Below are 19,068 nucleotides of genomic sequence, written 5' to 3'. Positions count from 1 at the left end.
AGCGCAACCGGCCGGCCGGCAATGGCCAGTCTGACACCGCGCGCCGCTTCGGCAGCGGCGGGGCCCGCGTGAACGTGGGCGGCAACCGCGAAGGCGGCGACCTCGGCGGCCGTCGTCGGGGCGATGCCGGCGGCACGCGCCGGGGCTCGTTCTAAGCCCCTTCGCTGCGTTCACCCATCAAAAAGCCAAACGGCCCGGAAAACTTTTTCCGGGCCGTTTGGCTTTTCAGACTGCATCCCGGCTGCTCCGATACCACAGCCGCTTCTGTAGCAGCGACAAATCTGGTCTGAATACCTGGTACCTATTACTGACTACTAAAAAATGGCCCATCCCTCGCTCCCCGTCATTCAGGCCCTGCGCGACACGGCCCAGCGCCTCGCCACCCAGGCTCCTTACCAATGGGGCCACATGGGCAGCTGCAACTGCGGCCACCTCGCCCAGACCGTCACGCGCCTCACCAAGGCCGAAATCCATGCCCGCGCCATGCAGCGCTACGGCGACTGGGAGCGTCAGCTTATCGATTACTGCCCCACCAGCGGCCTGCCCATCGACCAGACCATTGACGAGATGCTGGCCCTCGGCTTCACACGCCGCGACCTCACCCACCTGGAGCGCATCTCCGACCCCACCATTCGGGCCGCCATCCCGTTCGAGCGCCGCGATGCCCTCCGCCACAACCAGCGCGACGACGTGGTGCTCTACCTCCGCACCTGGGCCGACCTGCTGGAGCGCGACCTGCTGGCGGGTATCAGCCTGCCCGATTTGGCTGAGCCTTCGGTCCCCACGCCAACGCTGGCCGCCGCCCGCTAAACTTTCCGGCGCGCCGCCACACGCAAAAAGCCCCCGTCAGTATGCTGACGGGGGCTCTGCTTTTTCGGGCGTGCGCCGGTTGTGCTTAGTTACGGGTAACGTTGGAGCGCTGGGCTTCGCGGTAGCCTTCGGCGCGGTGGGCGCGCTTGTAGGCGGCATCAGCCGAGGGGTCTTTCTCCGCTTCAGCGGCATCGGGGGCCTGGGCGCAGGAGGCCGTCAGGAGCATTGCCGCAGCGGCGGCCAACCAAAGATTCGTGCGAGTCAGTTTCATGCCACGAAGGTAGCCTGCCGCCGCGAAACGCGCAACCGCCAGCGGGGCTTCGTAGCCACTCTCTTCGGCCGGTGCGTGGCCTGGCAGTGCGGCAGGCCAGGCCGTAAAACGAAACGCGGTGGCCATGTCCCAAGGTCATTTACATTTGGCAACATACCGGTAAAGGCATCGCACCGGCAGCTGCGGAGCAGATGCTGCCCATGCAGCCAGCCGGCCTTGTGCCGGGCCGCCTTGCAGGGTCAACACACTGGCTACACTTTGGGGCAGCCCCCGCGTAGCGCAATGCTTTTCCATACTCCACTTATTTAGCAAGCATGCTGTGGCAGGCAGCCATTCAATTGCACTCGAAGCAAGTGTAACGCCGTCAAAATCATTAGCATTTTACACTGGCGTAGTGTAGCGACACCTCATCACCGGCGCTCATTATGTTAGAATCACACTCTCACAAAAATGAATTCGACCCGTTGAAAACGGGCCAAATAACACCAAATCTTTTACTTCCATTAGCACCATTATTATTATTGGTATACAGGCACTTATTACTCATTTTATTTGTCTACAAAATTTACAGCACCAAACCCACGCAGATTAGCATAGACAAAAAATGTATATGTTGTTTTCTGATTTAATCACGCCAACAAATTGGGCAGACAGGCTGGCAATGTGTTCGCCCGCTGAACAGCCTGACAAATTGAAATAATCAGTGTTGTGACCTATCCTCTGGTTAATCATTGCCGGCCTGCATACAGCCGCGCTGGTCCCGGTTGATTGCTCGTAACGCCCATGTAGCCCACTAGGCCACAGCCACCCAAAACAACTTTGATTGCCACCTTTTCGGCTATTAAGAAGCCTTGCCCGAGTGGCCATTTTGCACGGCCAGTGTGGGCGCCAGCCGCACCAAAACGCGGCCCAATTCTCTCTTACGCTTTATAACGGCCTTCCCCCAATCAGGGGTGCAGGGTGTGAATCGGGCAGCTACTCGGGCTGATAATCGGCAAAGGAGCCGTCCCGGTAAAAAATCACAATCCGGCGGATGGGCTTCTCGGTGCCGGCAAACAGGGCGGCAGCAGTGGCATCGGCTACTGGTGGCACGGCAGGCGGCATGCCCGGCGCCTTAACCTGGGCCGGCTCCGGCAAGGCAGCAGCTTCGGATGCAAGCTCTGCGGGTGCTGGCAGGGCCGGCGCAGGCGCTCCCGACTGAGTTGCGGGCACGGCAGGTCCGGCACCCTCATTTCGTATTTCTTTGCCAGCCAGGGCTGTAAAGCGGCGCGGCATTGGCTTCGCAATTGCTTCAGCTTGCCGTGGAGCCGGCGCTATAGGGGCAAGGTCAGGGCTTTTGCTGGCCATTGGCGGGGTTTCGGCCGTTGGAGCGGGAGCAGCTGCTGCCCTGGCGGGAGCCGGAGCCTGTGGCAGCGCAGCGGCAGCAGGCGAAGCAACAATAGCTGGTGCCGGCTGGCTGGCCGGTGCCAGCATTGGGCCGGTCCCATTGAGCAGCCAGGGCATCGATAGGTCGGGCATGGCCGCCAGAATGCGCTGCACTACCTCCAGGCTCGGCTTATTACGGCCGGAGAGAATATGGCTGACTATCGGGCGGGCTATGCCAATAGCATCTGCAAACTGGGTAGGTGTCAGTTGCCGGGTTTCCAGCAGTGTCCGAATACGCTCAACCATTGTCAATAATTTGATTACAAATGTAGCAGTGTTTGACGGTCTGCACCTATCCCGAAATGAACTTCTCTTAATTACAAATGTATTTTAACCCATGTCCGCTTGCTGATTACACTTGTAACAAGCACTCTTCGCAACACCTCCTTACTGTAATTAATCACAATTGTAATTAGCAGTCAACCCTAAGTATCCTCCCCGAATCCGTCCGATGTATAGTGCGCGTGTTCTATCCTGGGAGTCTTGGCCATGGCATCACGGCGCAGGTTTATGCGTGAACTTCCCCATCGCCAGCCTTTCTTATTGCGCACACCAGAACGCACAAAAAAGGCCCGACAACCGCTGGTTGCCGGGCCCTTTTCGGAGTCGATGGCCGGTGTGGTTGGCTAGTCGAAATATTCCTTCGCCAGCTTTTTGTCGAGTCCGTAGATGTCGTCGCGGAAGTGCGGGTGGCCGGCTTCGTCAGCCCAGGCGGTGAAATACACGAGGTACACGGGCAGCTTTTCCTTTAGCGTAATGTACTTCTCGCGGCGCGTGGCAATGCTGTCGAGGATGGTCTGCTTGTCCCACTCGGGGCGGTCGCGGAGCAGGTAGGCAGCCAGCTTGATGGGCTCGGCCACGCGGACGCAGCCGTGACTGAAGCTGCGGTTGCTCTGCGAAAACAGCTCGTCGTGGGGGGTATCGTGCAGGTAGATATCGTTCGAGTTGGGGAAGATAAACTTCACATCGCCGAGGTCGTTTTTGGGGCCTGGGCGGCGGCGCAGGGTGTACTTGAACGTGTTCTGCGTTACGTTGGCCCAGTCCACGGTATTGGGGTCAATGGGGGTGGCTTTGCGGCCGTAGCCCTTCACCACTTCCATGTCGAGCCGGTCGAGGTAGTTGGGGTTGGCCACGAGCTTGCCGCGCAGCTCATTTTCGATGATGCTGAACGGCACGTTCCAGTAGGGAGCCAGCACCACGTACTCCACCTTGTCGCTGAACACCGGGGTTTCGTGCAGCACTTTGCCCACAATCACGCGCATGTTGAAGGCTTCTTTATCGCCCTCAATCACGTGCAGCGTGTACTCCGGAATGTTCACCAGGAGGTAATTCGGTTCAAACTTTTTGGGCAGCCAGCGCCACCGCTCCATGTTCAGAATGAGCTGGTCGATGCGGGCACCGATGGGAACGTTGAGCTGCTTGAGGGTTTCGCCACTCACAATGCCGGTCGGTTTCAGGCCGGCGTCCTGCTGAAATAATTTCACGGCCGCCACTACTTCGGGGTCGTAGATGTAGGCCACGGGCACGGCGCCATGCTTGGCCGAATCAGCGGGCAAAGAAGCGGCTGCCTCGCCGCCGGCGCTGTTGAGGAGGCGCTTGCGCAGGATGGCAACGGCCGGCGACGACTGCCCCGGCTTCAGGTTGAGCGTGGCCGGCAAGGTGGGCCAGCCGCCCGCCCGCTCCTGGGCGCGGTAGGTGGCGAGGGCCTTTTTGAGCTGGTCGTACTCGGGATGCAGCGGAGCAAACTCGTAGTAGTTGTAGCGACTTTTACGGTCGCCCAGGAAGGTGGCCAGGGCCTTATTCAGCTTGATTTTATTGGGTTTTACCTGCCACGACGTGCTCTTGGTATCGCGCGGATTGGCGATGCCCCGGTAGTAGTCGTTGGCCCATTTCATGTACACCCCAGTGAGGGCTACGTCAATCTGCTGCTCCAGCGCGTTGCGCCGCGCGGTGTCAGAACGAGCCTGATTCAGCTCACCGAACAGCTTCTTGAAGTCCTTCACCTGGTAGGCTTTAGGGTCGAGTCCTTCTTCTGCTGCTTTAGCAATGATGGCCTGCAGGGCCTCCGCCTGCTTCACCGGCTGGTGGCCTTTAAACCACCCCAACCGGAAGCCGCGCTCCCGGTAGAAGCGACGGGCCGGGAGCAGTTGCGCTTTGAAGGCGGGCTCGGCCTGGAAGGTTTTGATGACGTAGGTGCTATCGATAAGGGGCTGGGGGCCGGCGGCTACGTCCGCCGGCGCAGAGTCCGCACTCTGGGTAGTGCCATCGGCCGACTGGGAGGTGTTATCGGAACCGCAGGACTGCAGCGCGATGCTGCTGAGGGCCGCGACCAACAGTACCCAGACCAGAGAAGTTAAACGAAACAGAAAGGACATGAGAAAGGGAAATAAACGGAAAATGGCCGGGGCAACCCCGACAGTTGGGCAGTGTACTGCCAACCGCAAGGCGGGGTTGTCCGGGCCACCCGCAGGCAGTCCGGCCACAAAGTACGCCACGGCGGGGCACAGCCCAAGCACCGGGCCGGGCCGGAATCGTGCCAGTCTTCGTACCTCAGCCCACTCAACGCCTTATCAGCCGGGTGGCGGTGGCGGCCATTGCGCTGGTTATAAGCCTTTAGTGCGAGCGCCGGGTTGGCTAAATGGCGGCTGGCTTCAGGCGTTCCGGCGGCCGGCGGCCAGGCCAGGTTGCCTGGAGGCAATTACCCAACGGCTGTTTTTTGTTTTTTGCACGCTAGATTTCCCGCTTCCCTCTTCTGACCTGATTCTGACTCGCATGGCTTCTCCCTCACCCATCATCCTGCCCACCGACCCGCACAGCTACGCCAGCCGCAGCCCGGCGCGGGTACAGCACCTGGCCCTCGACCTCACGGTTGATTTTGACTCGCGCACGCTGGCGGGCACGGCCACCTGGCAGCTCGCCGCGCCCGGCGCGGCCACCACGGTCGTCTTCGACACCCGCGGCCTGACCCTCGAAACCGTGGAAACGCTGGCTGCGACGGGCGAAGCCTCTCCCGCTGCTTTCGCGCTGGATAACTCGTCCGACCCGGTGCTGGGCCAGGCCCTGAGCGTGGAACTGGCGCCCTCTGCCACCGCCGTCCGGATTCGCTACCGCACCGCCCCCACGGCGGCGGCCCTGCAATGGCTGGCCCCGGAGCAGACAGCCGGCACCCAGCCCTTTCTTTTCACGCAGTCGCAGGCCATCCTGGCGCGCACCTGGCTGCCCTGCCAGGATTCGCCCGGCATCCGCTTCACCTACGAGGCCACGGTGCGCGTACCGGCCCTTTTGCTGGCCCTGATGAGCGCCGACAACCCGCAGCAGCTTAGCCCCAGCGGCGAGTACCGCTTTCGCATGGCCCAGCCAATTCCGGCCTACCTCATGGCGCTGGCGGTGGGCGACCTGGCCTTCGCCCCGCTCAGCCACCGCACCGGCATCTATGCCGAGCCGGCCACGCTGCCCAGCGCTACCCACGAGTTTGCCGACCTGGAAAAAATGGTGGCGGCGGCCGAAGACCTCTACGGCCCCTACCGCTGGGAGCGCTACGATTTGCTGGTGCTGCCTCCCTCCTTCCCCTTTGGTGGCATGGAAAATCCTCGATTAACATTTGTAACACCAACCATTCTGGCCGGTGACCGCAGCCTGACCAGTCTGGTAGCGCATGAGCTCGCCCACTCATGGTCGGGCAACCTGGTTACAAATGCAACGTGGAACGATTTCTGGCTGAACGAAGGATTTACCGTGTATTTCGAGCGCCGCATCATGGAACATTTGTATGGCGGCGAATATGCCGACATGCTCCAGGTGCTGGGCCGGGCGGCGCTGTACCACACCATCGAAGAAATTGGCGTGGCCAGTCCCGACACTCACCTGCACCTTGCCCTGGCCGGCCGCGACCCCGACGAAGGCCTCACCGAAATTGCCTACGAAAAAGGCTGCGCCCTCCTGCTCACGCTGGAGTCGCTGGTGGGCCGCCCCCGGCTCGATGCCTTTATTAAGGAGTACTTCGCCCGCTTCAGTTTTCAGGCCATGGACACTGCCACCTTCCTGCACTACCTCCGCGCCGAGCTGCTGGACCAGACGCCGGGCCTTGAAGCAACGCTTAACCTGGCCGCCTGGGTCGATGGCCCCGGCCTCCCCTCCAACGCCCCGGCCGTGACATCGCGCCGCTTCGAAGCCGTGGACCAGGCCCTGGCTCAACTCGAAAATGGCATTGCCCCGGCGGCCCTCCTACCCGGCACTGCCGGCTGGAGCAGCCACGAGTGGGTGCATTTTTTGCAAGGCCTCCCGCCGGCCCTGACCGCCGAGCAGCTGGCTGCCGTCGATTCCGCGTTTCAATTTACGGCTTCCGGCAACGCCGAAATTCTGGCGGCCTGGTTTCCGCACACGCTGCGGGCCGGCTACACGGCAGCGGAACCCGCACTGGAAAAATTTCTGCTGCACGTGGGGCGGCGCAAGTTTCTGGTGCCGCTCTACCGGGCGCTGCTGGCCACGCCCGATGGCCGCAACCGAGCCCGTGCCATTTATGCCAAAGCCCGGCCCAACTATCACTCCGTGGCGACTGGCACAATCGATACCTTGCTGGCCGTACGGACGTAACCTTATTATATGGCCGCCCGACCCGAACTTTGCCAACGTTTCTGCGACCACCCACCGTTTTGGGGGCCTCACCCGTATTTACCGCAACTCTCAGTTATCCCCGCTATCCGTTGAAAAGCATCATCCCTCTCGGCAAGCTCATCGCCGTTGGCGGCAACGAGGACAAGGGTACCTACCCCAATCCCAAGACCCGCCGCAAGTATTACCTCAATTTTTTTGAGCTCGGCATTCTCAAGCGCATCGTGCTGGAATCGGGCAAGCCCGACCCGCGCATCGAAGTAATCACCACCGCCTCGATGATTCCGGCCGAAGTCGGCCCCATCTACACGGGCTCCTTCGCCATGCTCAACTGCCTGAACGTGGGCATCATGGACATTCGCACGCCGGAAGATGCCCGCCAGCCCGAGTACCTGGAGCGCCTGCTGGCCGCCGATGTGGTGATGTTTTCGGGCGGCAACCAGTCGCGCCTGCGCGAGATGTTCGGCGAAACCGATTTCCTGGACCGCATGATTCAGCGCTACTATGCCGAGCCGAATTTTGTGATTGCCGGCACCAGCGCCGGGGCCATGGCCATGTCGCAGCACATGATTCGCGGCGGCTCGGTGCCCGATGCGCTGCTGAAAGGGGCTGTGAAAATGGGTACCGGCCTGGGCTTGCTGCCGGCGGCCATTGTCGATTCGCACTTTGTGAAGCGCGGCCGGTTTGGGCGGCTCATCGAATCGGTGGCGCTGCACCCCAGGCTCATCGGCATCGGGCTGGGCGAAGACACCGGCGTGCTCATCACCGAAGGCAACTGGGTGGAAACCATTGGCTCTAACCTGGTTATCATCCTCGATGGACACGACATTCAGCACAACAATGCCGCTGCCGCGAAGAAAGGCACCGTGCTTTCCATTGAGAATGTGACGATGCACGTGCTGGCCAAAGGCAATGTGTACGACATGCGCGAGCGGAAATTCTACGCCAGCAAGGAGGCCCTGCCCCTGCACACGGCCACGCCCGAAGCCGAGAAAGCAGCTGCAGTAGCCGAAGCCGCTCCTTCGGCAGCAGAGTAATTCGCTGGTATAGAATACCCAAAAGCCTGCCTGTCATTCTGATAAGCAGGCTTTTTTCAAATGCTCAGGTTGCCGGCCAGGTATTTCTGGTAGGGCCCGCCCCCACGGGCAGGCTTCTTTCACCGTTTCAACGTCCTCAAAAAATGAACTACCGCAAGCTCGGCAAAACCGGATTTTCCATCTCTGAAATCAGCCTCGGCACCTGGCAGGTGGGCGGCAAATGGGGCGACCCATTCAGCCACGAAAACGCTGATAAAATTCTGAACGCGGCCGTGGATGCCGGCATCAATTTCATCGACACGGCCGACGTGTACGGCGACGGCGAGAGCGAAAAAGCGGTGGGCCGCCTCGTGCGCGCCCGCTCCGAGCAGATTTTCGTAGCCACGAAATGCGGCCGGCGCTTTCAGCCCCACACCGCCGATGCCTACCAGCCCGCCGCCCTGCGCCAGTTCGTGGAGGACAGCCTGCGCAACATGCAGCTGGAAACCATTGACTTAATCCAGCTGCACTGCCCTCCCACCGATGTGTACTATCGGCCGGAAATCTTCGGGCTATTCGACCAGCTGCGCGAGGAAGGCAAAATCCAGCACCTCGGCGTGAGCGTCGAAAAAGTGGAGGAAGGCCTGAAAGCCATTGAATTTCCAAACGTGGCCACCGTTCAGGTCATTTTTAATATGTTCCGGCAGCGCCCACCGGAGCTGTTTTTCAAGGAAGCCGCCCGCCGCGACATCGGCCTCATCGTGCGCGTACCGCTGGCCAGCGGCCTGCTCACCGGCAAATTTTCGCCCGAAACCCGGTTCGCTCCCGACGACCACCGCACCTTCAACCGCCACGGCGAAGCCTTCGACCGCGGCGAAACTTTCTCCGGGGTCGACTACGAAACCGGCCTCGCCGCTGTGGAGGAGTTGAAAAAAGCCCTCGGCGACCACGCCCCGCTGGCCGCCCAGGCCCTGCGCTGGATTCTGATGTTTGATGAAGTGAGCTGCGTCATCCCCGGGGCCTCCCGCCCCGAGCAGATTCTTGCGAACCTGCAAGCGGCGGAGCTGCCCGCGCTTTCGGCAGAGCAAATGCAGGCGGTGCGGGAAGTCTATGACCGGCGGATTCGGCCGCTGGTGCATTATAGCTGGTAGCGCAGCCTTTGGTGCTCGCGTCCTCGCGCCATTCCAACGCTTGACGTGCCGGAACGCGAGCGCCAAAGCTCACGCGGGGAGCTATTCCTTATAGATAGCTACCCGCGCCGGCCCGCCCTCAACCTGGCTGGCGCGGTACATGCCCTCCGAATTGAACGGCAGCGTGACGTTTCCGGCCGCATCCACGGCAATCAGGCCGCCCTCGCCGCCCACGGGCGCGAGCTTGTCCTGCACCACCGTGCGGGCCGCCTCTTCCAGCGTCAGGCCCTTGTATTCCATCAGGCAGGCCACATCGTAAGCCGCCACGGCCCGGATAAAATACTCCCCATTGCCAGTGCAGCTGATGGCGCAGCGCTCATCGGCCCAGGTGCCCGCCCCGATGATGGGCGTGTCGCCGATGCGGGAGTAGCGCTTGTTGGTCATGCCGCCGGTGCTGGTGGCGGCGGCCAGGTGGCCGTGCTGGTCGCGGGCCACGGCGCCCACGGTGCCTTTTTTCCAGTTGGGGTCGGCGGCGTGGTCGAGCTGCATCTTGCCGGCGGCAATGGCATCCTGAAGCTGGTCGAAGCGCTTCTGGGTGAAGAAATACTCGGCCGGCTGCAGCGGCAGGCCGTATTCGCGGGCCAGGTCGTCGGCGCCGGGGTAGCCTAATAATACGTGCTCGGTTTTTTCCATCACCAGGCGGGCGGCGCGAATGGGGTTTTGCACCTGGCGCACGCCGGCCACGGCCCCGGCCAGCCGGTTGTGGCCGCTCATGAGGGCAGCGTCCAGCTCGTGGTGGCCATCGTGGGTGAACACGGCCCCGCGGCCGGCGTTGAAGAGCGGGCAGTCTTCGAGGCTGCGCACGGCGGCTTCCACGGCATCGAGGGCGGCGGCCCCGGCGCGCAGCATATCGTAGCCGGTAGCAAGAGCGGCAGCAAGGGCAGCGCGGTACTGCTGTTCGTCGGCGGGCGTGAGGGAGGCGCGGGCAATGGTGCCGGCTCCGCCATGAATGGCAAGTGCGAACATATTATAAGGAGTGAGAAAGCACGAAGAAAAGCGGGCGCAAAGGTAGCCGCAGGGAACGGCCGGCCGGCTGCTTGTGTTTTTTTTCGTAGGTTTGAGGTTCAAGTCTACACATACAAAAACACCACTAGCTTTATGGCATACGACGTAACCGGCCGGCTGCACGAAATCTTTGACGAACAGCAGGTAAGCGAAAAGTTTCGCAAGCGTGAGTTCGTGCTGGAAGTCCAGGACGGCCAGTATCCGCAACACATCAAATTCCAGCTGACTCAGGATAAAGTTAGCCTCGTTGAATCCTTTAAAATCGGGGATGAAGTGAAGGTTACGTTTGACCTGCGCGGCCGGGGCTTCAACAAAAACGGCCAGATGCTGTACTTCACCAACCTCGAAGCCTGGAAAATTGAGGCCGCCGGTGGTGCCAGCTACGGCGGTGGCAGCAGCCAGCAAGCCGCTCCCCGCCCCGCTGCCCAGAACCAGAACCCCACGCTGCGCGCTCAGCCTTCGGCGGCGCCCATCGCCAGCGACGACGACAACGACCTGCCTTTCTAAGGCAACCAGCCGCAGAACAAAAAATGCCGCTCCGGAACTCCGGAGCGGCATTTTTTATGCCCGGTTTGCGTATAGGAAGGCATGGATTTACATGAGCTGATTGCGCGGGGCGAAGGCGAGGAGCTGGAATTCAAGCAGAAAACGACGCACCCCAGCCGCATCTCGCGCACGCTGGTGTCGCTGGCCAACACGCGGGGCGGCCAGGTGCTGGTGGGCGTGGATGATGCCGGCCGCATCTTGGGCGTGCGCGACCCTGACGAGGAGCTATTCGTGCTCCGCGAGGCCGCGCAGCACTACGTTGAGCCTCCGCTCACCACCCTGCGCTTCCAGGAGGTAGAAGCCGACGGCCGTACGGTTCTCATCGTGACGGTGCCCGAAAGCCTCAACAAGCCCCACCGCGCCCAGGTAGCTCCCGACGACTGGCGCGGCTACGTGCGCGTGCGCGATGCCAGCGTGCAAACCAGCGGCCTCACCGAGAAGCTGTTGGAGCGCCAGCAGCCCGCGGCCCGCTTCGAAAAACTCCCGCTCAACAAGCAGGAATTGGCTGTTATCGACTACCTGCAAACCCATCCGCGCATCACCCTGGCGCAGTACATGAAGCTGGTGAATTTCGGCAAGCGCCGGGCGTATCAAACGCTGATAAAGCTGGTGCTCCACGGCTACATCCGCCACCACGACAAGGAGAAGGAAGTATATTATACGCGCTGAGCTGCGGATGCTACAGAGGCTCTCATTATCAAGAGAAGAGGCCGCCCAATGGGCGGCCTCTTCTCTTGATAATGAAACGGATAGCGCGTTTTGCACGCCCTATCCGTCAGCCTATTCCTGCTTACGGGCGCGGGCTACTTTCTTCTCTTCTTTCTCCGCTTTTTTCTCCTTCATGGATTTAGTGGGCTCTTTCTTTTTCTCTTTGCGGGCATCTTGCGCTTTAGCCATGATTGAAAAGAAGTTTAGGTGAGGGGGTAGTTCGGGGCTTTCAACGCACGGCCAGGCCGGGGCGTTGCGATAAGCGAAGGTATAGATTTTACCGAAAAACTGCCACTACTTTATAGCATGGGCAGATACCGCTCGCGAATAAGATTGAGGTGATGCCGCTCGTGGCCGGGCACCATGTAGAGCAGGGCCCGCACCGTGGCCGGACCGCCGTTGGCCGTGCCGCGCCGGCCCAGCTGCTCCTCGCTGAAGCTGTTGAACAGCGCCAGCGTGGCGGCGCGGGTGGCATCGTACTCGGCCAGCAGGCTGGCGATGGAGCGGGCGTTGGCGTTGCTGTTGGCCACGTAGTCGTCCTGCTCGAAACCGGGCAGGTCCTGGCCGTCGGCGCGGGCGAAGCGCATGGCGCGGTAGGCAAACACGCGCTCCGTATCAATCTGATGCAGCAGCATTTCCTTGAGGCTCCACTTGCCTTCGGCATAGCCTTTTTCGGCCTGTTCCTCGCTCAGATTAGCAAACACGGCATGAATTTCCCCGGGCTGGGTGCGTAGCGCGTCCAACGGGTTGACATCTGCCGGAATCTGGTTGATGTAGCTGGCGGCGTAGGGCAGAAAATCGCCTTCGGCGGGACGGGTAATCGACATGGGCGCAGCAATTGGGGGAGTGGCAAGGACGGCCGGCGTGGTAAGGGGTTGCTGGGCCGGCGCATCCGAAGCAGGCAATTCCAGCGGGGGCACCGGCACCGTGGGGCCCGGCGAAGTTGAGGGAATGATGGACGGGGCCAGGTGTGGGTCGAAGCACAGGCGCACGACGGGCAGCGGCGCGGGCAGCTTTTGTGCCGCAGCATCGGCTCCGAACGCCCAAATCAGGAAATCGGGCATCACGCGGCCCCAGGTATCGGGGTGGTGGTGGCCGCCCTCAATCTGCACGTAGCGCAGGGCCTGCTGCGTATCGAGGCCGGTTTTTCGCAGCTCCTCAATGAGGTCGAGGCAGTCTTCGACGGAGTCGATGACGCCGTTTTCGTTGCGGTCGCCGCGCTCGTCGAGCGTGCCGGTTTGCAGCCAGAACTGGTGGGCCGGGTGTAGCTGCCCGGCCCGCACGAGGCCGTGCATAATGCGGTCGGAAGGCGTGTAGCCAGCCCCCACCGCCCGCTGCCGCCACCAGAACGAGCCCGAAAACACGCCCGCCCGCGTGAAATGCCCGGGGTGATGCCACACCAAATCGAACGCCGACAAGCCGCCGAGCGAAAAGCCGGCCATCACGGCCTGGGTGGGGTCGGCCGAGGCCTGGTAATTGGCCTGGGCAAAGGGCAGCAGTTCCTTCCGCACGAACTCCGAATAGGCCCCGGCCAGGCTGCCCCGGCCGTTGAAATCGGCCGAAGCGGCGGTGCCATACTCCTGAATGCGCTGCTCGTTGGCGTGGGGCGCTACCAGCACGAAGGGCCGGAGGGCATTGCTCGTATATAAGGTATCGAGGGTGGCCTGCAGGCCCAGCCGCTCCAGGTCCTGACCGTCGTTGAGGTAGAGCACGGGGTATGGCGCGGCGGCGGCCGAGGCCGGCGGCAGCAGGATGCTCACTTCCACCTCGCGCCCCAAAAAGCTGGAAGCCACAACTTCCCGGCAAAGCCGGGTGCCCGTGTGGGTCGGTAATGAATCGGTAATTTCTGAAAGCATCAAACAAAGTAACGAACCCGGTTGCGTTGCCCCTAAATATGGAAATAAATCAGGTTGAATGTGGCAGGTCCGTTATTTCTTGACTAGTTTGCCGCGCAGCTACTCCCAAACGGCTTCTTTCACCCCTCTTCCCCCCGCCCGTGCACGAACAACACCGCCGTTTTTACTCGCATCACCTTGGCCAGGACATTGACATGCTGGTATTTGGCACCTGGGGCTACCCGGTGGTCATCTTCCCCACGTCGGGCGGCCACGACAACGAAGCCCGCGACTTTAAGCTCATCGAAGCCGCCCGCCCGCTGGTGGAAGCCGGCCGCGTGAAGCTCTTCTGCATCGACAGCATCGACGCGCACTCCTGGTACGCCAAGCATTTATCGCCCGATGTGCGGGTGCGGAACCACATTTTCTACGACAAATTTTTGAGCGAGGAATTGGTGCCCGCCTTGCAGAAAGAGTGCAACGTCGATAAAATCGGCGTGGCCGGCTGCAGCTTCGGCGGCTATCATGCCCTCAATTTCGCCTTCCGCCACCCTAATCAGGTGGCGCATCTGTTTACGATGGGCGCGGCCTTCGACATTCGCCAGTTTGTGAGCGGCTACCACGACGACAACGTGTACTACAACAACCCGCCCGAGTTCATCCCCGGCGCGCACAGCGAGCATTTCCAGTGGATGAACATCATTCTGGGCACGGCCGAGCATGACTTCTGCAAAGAGGCCAACTACGACATGGCCCGCATTCTGAGCGCCAAGGGCATTCCGTTCACACTCGACGTGAAGCCGTACGGCAACCACGACTGGCCCGTGTGGCGCGAAATGTTTCCGCAGTACCTGAACACCATCCGCTAAAATCACCCGCTTTCATCAGCATTTTTTCACCACCAATTTCCCCCACCGCCTAGCATAACGCTACCAAAACAACCTAGCCATGAAAAAAATCGGTATCCTCTTCGGACAGGAAAACACCTTTCCGCAGGCCTTCGTCGACCGCGTGAATCAGAAAGCCGTGGACGGCATCACGGCCGAATTCGTGAAAATTGAGCAGGTGGAGCAGGCCGTGCCCTGCGGCTACGATGTCATCATCGACCGCATTTCGCAGGACGTGCCCTTCTACCGCGCCTACCTGAAAAACGCCGCCCTCACCGGCACGGCCGTCATCAACAACGCTTTCTGGTGGAGCGCCGACGAGAAGTTCTTCAACAACGCGCTGGCCGTGCAGCTGGGCGTGCCGGTGCCCAAGACGCTGCTGCTGCCCAGCAAGGCCCGCCCCGACGACACCAACGAAAACTCGTTCCGCAACCTGACCATGTTCGACTGGCAGAAGGCGTTTGAGCACATCGGGTTCCCGGCCTTCATGAAGCCTCACGCCGGCGGCGGCTGGAAAAGCGTGTACAAAGTAGACAACCCCGAAGAAGCCTGGCGCGCCTACGACGAAACCGGCCAGCTGGTGATGCTGTACCAGGAAGCCATTGAATTTGAGGATTATTTCCGCTGCTACTGCCTGGGCGGCAAGCATGTGCTCATCATGCCTTACGAGCCGCGCAACGCTCCCCACGAGCGCTACCAGACGACCATGAAAACCGAGGGCGAGGCCGGCCAGCAGCTGCTCGATACCATCAAGGACTACACCCTGCGCCTGTGCCAGGGCCTGGGCTACGACTTCAACACGGTAGAATTTGCCGTGCGCGGCGGCGTGCCCATTGCCATCGACTTCGGCAACCCCGCGCCCGATGCCGATGTCAACTCCGTTGGTGCTGAGAACTTTGAGTGGGTGGTAGAGCACGCTGCCCTGCTGGCCATCGAGCGGGCCCAAGCCGCCAAGTCGGGTGGCACCAACCTCACCTGGGGCAAGTTTGTGCAGGATTCGGTAGCCGCCGCAACCGCGACATCTGCCACCAGCGCCGCCGATGTGAAAGTAGGCAGCGCCGTGAGCGAAACCAACGACCTGGGTGCCACCGGCGCGCCCAAGCCGGCTGCCAAAAAAGCCGCCCCGAAGAAAGCCGCCAGCGCCCCCCAGCCCGAGCCGCCCACCGGCGAGGTGCCCGTAGCCAAAGCCCCGGCCGCTAAGAAAGCGGCTGCACCCAAAGCCACCGCCGCGGCGGCCGCTCCGGCCCCGGCGAAAAAGGCTGCCGCGCCCAAGACGCCGGCTGCCAAAAAAGCGGCTCCCAAAAAGAGCTAACTCTCTCATTATTTGCACAAACCCATAACCGGCGCGCGGCCATTGCAGGCCGGGTATGGCTGTGCTTGTCCTTCCCTTAAATGTAGTCGCCCACCCTATGGCCACGCCCGTGTTTACCCTCGGCATCGAGGAAGAATTTCAGACTATTGACCCCGAAACCAGGGAGTTGCGCTCGCATCTTTCGCAGATTGTGGAAGGCGGCAAGGTCACGCTCCACGAGCAGGTGAAGGCCGAGATGCACCAGGCCGTGGTGGAAGTCGGCACCAATATTTGCCACAACATCGCGGAAGCCCGCACCGAAGTGCTGCACCTGCGCCGCCAGGTAATTGAGCTGGCCGACCGGCAGGGGCTCAAAATTGGCGCCGCCGGCACCCATCCGTTTTCGCGCTGGCAGGACCAGCCCATCACGCCCGATGCCCGCTACGACAAAATCGTGGAGGAATTGCAGGAGGCCGCCCGCTCCAACCTTGTTTTCGGCATGCACGTCCACATCGGCATCGAAAACCGGGAGATGGGCGTGTACATGATGAACACGCTGCGGTATTTCCTGCCGCACCTGTTCGCGCTCAGCACCAACTCGCCGTTCTGGGAAGGCCGCGAAACGGGCTATAAGTCGTTCCGCACCAAGGTATTCGAGCGGTTTCCGCGCACGGGCATTCCCGGTTTCTTCCACAGCGCCAGCGACTACGACGAGTTTATCGCGCTGCTCATCAAGACCGGCTGCATCGACAACGGCAAGAAAATATGGTGGGACGTGCGCCTCCATCCTTTCTTCGACACCATTGAGTACCGCATCTGCGACATGATGATGCGCGCCGACGAAACCATTGCCGTGGCCGCCGTGATGCAGGCGCTGGTAGCCAAAATCTACAAGCTCAAGTCGCAGAACCTCAACTTCCGCATCTATCGCAGCGCCCTGGTTAAAGAGAATAAATGGCGCGCGGCCCGCTACGGCCTCGACGGCAACATGATTGACTTCGGCATTCAGGAGGAAGTGCCCACGCGCAAGCTCATTCTGGAGCTGCTCGACTTCATCGACGACGTGGTGGACGACCTCGGCAGCCGCCACGAAGTGGAATACGTGCTGAAGATGCTGGAAATGGGCACCGGCGCCGACCGCCAGCTGCAGGTTTTCCGCGAAACCGGCGATTTGAGCAAAGTGGTCGACTACATTCTGGCCGAAACCACACACGGACTATAAGCTTATTATCTTTGTGTTAGCAACGCTAGCCGTCCGGTTGGCGTTGCTTCTTTTTTAGTCCGGGCCGAGGCTTGGCTTTTTCTATTTTTTGGGCGGAACCGCCTATTTATCAGAGAATTTATGGAAATTATTCGAATTGCCATTCTGGATATGTACAACAATGCGCCGAACGAAGGCATGCGCTGCATTCGGCAGCTGCTGGCCCGCGGAGCCGAAGAAAACGGCGTTCGCTTTCACGTTGATACCTTCAACGTGCGGGCCGAAGATGCCCTGCCGGGGCTGGATTACGACATCTATGTATCGACGGGCGGCCCGGGCAGCCCGCTGGCATCCGATGAGCTTTGGGAAGCCCGCTACTTCCAGTTTATCGATGCGCTACTCGCTCATAACCAAACCAATGAGCAGAAAAAGTATTTGCTCCTCATCTGTCACTCGTTTCAGCTCGTGAGCCGGCACCTGGGCGTTGGCACCATTAGCCGGCGCAAGTCTACGTCGTTTGGCGTGCTGCCCGTACACCTCACCCCCGCCGGACTGACTGAGCCCGTTCTGCAAGGCCTGCCCGAGCCGTTCTATGTGGTCGACTCGCGTGACTACCAATTGGCTGAGTTGAACTTGGAGCGCATCGAGGCGCTGGGCGCCGAGATTCTGTGCCTGGAAAAAGAGCGTCCTCACGTACCGCTGGCCCGCGCCGTCATGGCCATTCGCTTCACGCCGGAAGTATTCGGCACCCAGTTCCACCCCGAAGCCGATGGCGAGGGCATGCTGCGCTACATGCTCACCGATGAGCGTAAGCAGCAGGTAATCACTGCTTACGGCGAGGCCAAATACCACGAGATGGTAAGCCTGCTTGCCAATCCCGACACCATTGAGTACACTGAGTCCATCATTGTACCGACTTTCCTGCGCCGCGCTGTGGCCCGGATAGGGCAGCTCACGGCTGCTTAGTTTTTGCCATTTCCGCCCCGTTTTCCGCCCCATGATTCCTGCGCACCGCACCCGCTACAATGCCGCCTTCACCCCGGAGAAATATCAGGAAATGCTGGCCGATATCGACCGGCAATTTCCCGGGCAATTAGACTTTCGCGTTGCCGAAACGCCGGTATTTATCCCGGCCGATTTGCGCGACAAATTAATTGCGGCGGGCGAAAATATTATCGACGTAATTCAGCAGGATAATTTTAAGGAATTAACCGAAGCGGCCATTCCCGCGCACCAGCGCGTGCCCGGCAATGAAGGCCGGCCGGATTTCCTGACTTTCGATTATGCGGTGTGCCGAAATCCGGATGGCAACCTGGAGCCGCAGCTTATTGAGATGCAGGGGTTTCCCTCGCTTTACGCGTTTCAGGCCTGGCTGCCAGGGGTTTTCGAGCGGCATTTTCCTATTTCCGATTCAGTTTCCGCCTTCCTGCACTCGCCGGATGCGGCCGGCTACCGCGAAGAAATGCGCCGGTTTCTATTGGCCGATGAAGCGCCCGAAAATGTTATTCTGCTGGAAATTTTCCCAGAGAAGCAGAAGACGCGAATTGACTTTGTTTTGACCAAAGAATTCTGGGGAATTGAAGCGGTTTGCCTCACGAAAGTGCGGAAAAACGGACGGCAGTTATTTTACGAAAAAGACGGGCGGCAAATTCCAATTAAACGAATTTATAACCGCGTTATTTTCGATGAGCTGGAACGCTATTCGGACCTGCCGGGCGAGTTCAAGCTGACCGATGACGTGGACGTAACCTGGGTAGGCCACCCGAACTGGTTTTTCCGCGTCAGCAAATACACGCTGCCGTTGCTGAGCGGGCCGTTTGTGCCGCCCAGCCATTTCCTGCACGAACTCACCTCCTACCCCGCCGACCTGGAAAACTACGTGCTCAAGCCGCTGTTTTCCTTTGCCGGGGCGGGTGTTCGCCTGCACGTCACGGCGGCCGACCTTGATGCCATCGATGACAAGCAGCACTATTTACTGCAGCGCAAGGTGCAGTACGAGCCGGTGGTGCAGTCGCCCGACGGGCTGGTGAAATGCGAAATCCGCCTGCTCTACGTGTGGCACCCCGGCGAGGCCCGGCCCACGCTGCTCTGCGGCCTGAGCCGGCTCAGCCGGGGCGAGATGATTGGCGTTGACTTCAATAAAAACAAGGATTGGGTGGGCGGCACCACACCTCTGTTTGCGCGCTGAGGGCGGCGCGGGCGGCTTGGGCCCGGAACTAGGCAGGTGCATTGCGCGTAAGCCTGCGAAATTCTGCGTCATCAACCACTTTTC

The 19,068-nt window shown here is 60.7% G+C and carries 16 protein-coding genes and 1 pseudogene; 11 read left to right on the top strand and 6 right to left on the bottom strand.

Annotation, left to right across the window (positions count from 1 at the left end):
* Window positions 1-321 precede the first annotated feature (321 nt).
* A complete protein-coding gene (locus ACYVHT_RS21835) occupies window positions 322-810 on the top strand; it encodes a hypothetical protein (protein ID WP_460557245.1) in 489 nt (162 codons plus the stop codon).
* A gap of 85 nt (window positions 811-895) precedes the next feature.
* Here the strand turns inward: ACYVHT_RS21835 and ACYVHT_RS21830 are convergent, their stop codons facing one another.
* The 4 genes and pseudogenes from ACYVHT_RS21830 to ACYVHT_RS21815 all read right to left on the bottom strand — a co-directional run bounded on the left by ACYVHT_RS21830 (window position 896) and on the right by ACYVHT_RS21815 (window position 4,881).
* Entirely contained in the window at window positions 896-1,081 is a 186-nt protein-coding gene (locus ACYVHT_RS21830; RefSeq protein ID WP_168673053.1) for a hypothetical protein, read from the bottom strand.
* Between the two features lie 975 nt (window positions 1,082-2,056).
* Complete coding sequence (locus tag ACYVHT_RS21825; protein WP_460557247.1) at window positions 2,057-2,185, bottom strand: hypothetical protein; 129 nt, start codon at window positions 2,183-2,185, stop codon at window positions 2,057-2,059.
* A 399-nt stretch (window positions 2,186-2,584) separates the two neighbouring features.
* Window positions 2,585-2,752 (bottom strand): annotated as a pseudogene (locus ACYVHT_RS21820) (helix-turn-helix domain-containing protein); the annotation flags it as partial.
* A 380-nt stretch (window positions 2,753-3,132) separates the two neighbouring features.
* Window positions 3,133-4,881, bottom strand: coding sequence for a L,D-transpeptidase family protein (locus ACYVHT_RS21815; protein ID WP_460557243.1), 1,749 nt, complete (start codon window positions 4,879-4,881; stop codon window positions 3,133-3,135).
* A gap of 397 nt (window positions 4,882-5,278) precedes the next feature.
* On the opposite strand from ACYVHT_RS21815, the gene ACYVHT_RS21810 reads away from it, so the two are divergent.
* The 3 genes from ACYVHT_RS21810 to ACYVHT_RS21800 all read left to right on the top strand — a co-directional run bounded on the left by ACYVHT_RS21810 (window position 5,279) and on the right by ACYVHT_RS21800 (window position 9,284).
* Window positions 5,279-7,099 (top strand): M1 family metallopeptidase, encoded by a 1,821-nt coding sequence (locus tag ACYVHT_RS21810; protein WP_460557241.1) that lies wholly within the window; start codon window positions 5,279-5,281, stop codon window positions 7,097-7,099.
* Window positions 7,100-7,209: 110 nt separating this feature from the next.
* Entirely contained in the window at window positions 7,210-8,154 is a 945-nt protein-coding gene (locus tag ACYVHT_RS21805) for a cyanophycinase (protein WP_460557239.1), read from the top strand.
* Between the two features lie 143 nt (window positions 8,155-8,297).
* Complete coding sequence (locus ACYVHT_RS21800; protein WP_460557237.1) at window positions 8,298-9,284, top strand: aldo/keto reductase; 987 nt, start codon at window positions 8,298-8,300, stop codon at window positions 9,282-9,284.
* 81 nt (window positions 9,285-9,365) lie between these two features.
* Here the strand turns inward: ACYVHT_RS21800 and ACYVHT_RS21795 are convergent, their stop codons facing one another.
* A complete protein-coding gene (locus tag ACYVHT_RS21795) occupies window positions 9,366-10,289 on the bottom strand; it encodes an isoaspartyl peptidase/L-asparaginase family protein (RefSeq protein ID WP_460557235.1) in 924 nt (307 codons plus the stop codon).
* A gap of 132 nt (window positions 10,290-10,421) precedes the next feature.
* On the opposite strand from ACYVHT_RS21795, the gene ACYVHT_RS21790 reads away from it, so the two are divergent.
* On the top strand, window positions 10,422-10,835 hold the full coding sequence (locus tag ACYVHT_RS21790; protein ID WP_460557233.1) for a DUF3127 domain-containing protein: 414 nt from the start codon (window positions 10,422-10,424) through the stop codon (window positions 10,833-10,835).
* A gap of 81 nt (window positions 10,836-10,916) precedes the next feature.
* Complete coding sequence (locus ACYVHT_RS21785) at window positions 10,917-11,543, top strand: AlbA family DNA-binding domain-containing protein (RefSeq protein ID WP_460557231.1); 627 nt, start codon at window positions 10,917-10,919, stop codon at window positions 11,541-11,543.
* A 338-nt stretch (window positions 11,544-11,881) separates the two neighbouring features.
* Here ACYVHT_RS21785 and ACYVHT_RS21780 read toward each other — a convergent pair whose 3' ends face one another.
* Window positions 11,882-13,375, bottom strand: a complete 1,494-nt coding sequence (locus ACYVHT_RS21780) for an alpha/beta hydrolase-fold protein (RefSeq protein ID WP_460557229.1) — start codon at window positions 13,373-13,375, stop codon at window positions 11,882-11,884.
* A 203-nt stretch (window positions 13,376-13,578) separates the two neighbouring features.
* On the opposite strand from ACYVHT_RS21780, the gene ACYVHT_RS21775 reads away from it, so the two are divergent.
* The 5 genes from ACYVHT_RS21775 to ACYVHT_RS21755 all read left to right on the top strand — a co-directional run bounded on the left by ACYVHT_RS21775 (window position 13,579) and on the right by ACYVHT_RS21755 (window position 18,984).
* A complete protein-coding gene (locus ACYVHT_RS21775) occupies window positions 13,579-14,286 on the top strand; it encodes an alpha/beta fold hydrolase (protein ID WP_460557227.1) in 708 nt (235 codons plus the stop codon).
* Window positions 14,287-14,365: 79 nt separating this feature from the next.
* Window positions 14,366-15,616 (top strand): ATP-grasp domain-containing protein, encoded by a 1,251-nt coding sequence (locus ACYVHT_RS21770; RefSeq protein WP_460557225.1) that lies wholly within the window; start codon window positions 14,366-14,368, stop codon window positions 15,614-15,616.
* A gap of 97 nt (window positions 15,617-15,713) precedes the next feature.
* The gene (locus ACYVHT_RS21765; RefSeq protein ID WP_460557223.1) at window positions 15,714-16,817 is read left to right on the top strand and encodes a carboxylate-amine ligase; all 1,104 of its coding nucleotides are present in this window, start codon (window positions 15,714-15,716) and stop codon (window positions 16,815-16,817) included.
* Between the two features lie 120 nt (window positions 16,818-16,937).
* A complete protein-coding gene (locus tag ACYVHT_RS21760) occupies window positions 16,938-17,762 on the top strand; it encodes a type 1 glutamine amidotransferase (protein WP_460557221.1) in 825 nt (274 codons plus the stop codon).
* Window positions 17,763-17,793: 31 nt separating this feature from the next.
* Window positions 17,794-18,984 (top strand): hypothetical protein, encoded by a 1,191-nt coding sequence (locus tag ACYVHT_RS21755; RefSeq protein WP_460557219.1) that lies wholly within the window; start codon window positions 17,794-17,796, stop codon window positions 18,982-18,984.
* Window positions 18,985-19,068: the final 84 nt, after the last annotated feature.

This window comes from Hymenobacter daeguensis (genome assembly GCF_054780555.1).
This window is presented reverse-complemented; position numbering and strand designations above follow the sequence as displayed.

Coding starts and splice junctions, on each gene's coding strand:
- ACYVHT_RS21760 (WP_460557221.1), top strand. CDS start 16,938: ATGGAAATTATTCGAATTGCCATTCTGGATATGTACAACAATGCGCCG.
- ACYVHT_RS21825 (WP_460557247.1), bottom strand. CDS start 2,185: ATGCCGCCTGCCGTGCCACCAGTAGCCGATGCCACTGCTGCCGCCCTG.
- ACYVHT_RS21800 (WP_460557237.1), top strand. CDS start 8,298: ATGAACTACCGCAAGCTCGGCAAAACCGGATTTTCCATCTCTGAAATC.
- ACYVHT_RS21835 (WP_460557245.1), top strand. CDS start 322: ATGGCCCATCCCTCGCTCCCCGTCATTCAGGCCCTGCGCGACACGGCC.
- ACYVHT_RS21815 (WP_460557243.1), bottom strand. CDS start 4,881: ATGTCCTTTCTGTTTCGTTTAACTTCTCTGGTCTGGGTACTGTTGGTC.
- ACYVHT_RS21765 (WP_460557223.1), top strand. CDS start 15,714: ATGGCCACGCCCGTGTTTACCCTCGGCATCGAGGAAGAATTTCAGACT.
- ACYVHT_RS21795 (WP_460557235.1), bottom strand. CDS start 10,289: ATGTTCGCACTTGCCATTCATGGCGGAGCCGGCACCATTGCCCGCGCC.
- ACYVHT_RS21830 (WP_168673053.1), bottom strand. CDS start 1,081: ATGAAACTGACTCGCACGAATCTTTGGTTGGCCGCCGCTGCGGCAATG.
- ACYVHT_RS21755 (WP_460557219.1), top strand. CDS start 17,794: ATGATTCCTGCGCACCGCACCCGCTACAATGCCGCCTTCACCCCGGAG.
- ACYVHT_RS21785 (WP_460557231.1), top strand. CDS start 10,917: ATGGATTTACATGAGCTGATTGCGCGGGGCGAAGGCGAGGAGCTGGAA.
- ACYVHT_RS21770 (WP_460557225.1), top strand. CDS start 14,366: ATGAAAAAAATCGGTATCCTCTTCGGACAGGAAAACACCTTTCCGCAG.
- ACYVHT_RS21810 (WP_460557241.1), top strand. CDS start 5,279: ATGGCTTCTCCCTCACCCATCATCCTGCCCACCGACCCGCACAGCTAC.
- ACYVHT_RS21790 (WP_460557233.1), top strand. CDS start 10,422: ATGGCATACGACGTAACCGGCCGGCTGCACGAAATCTTTGACGAACAG.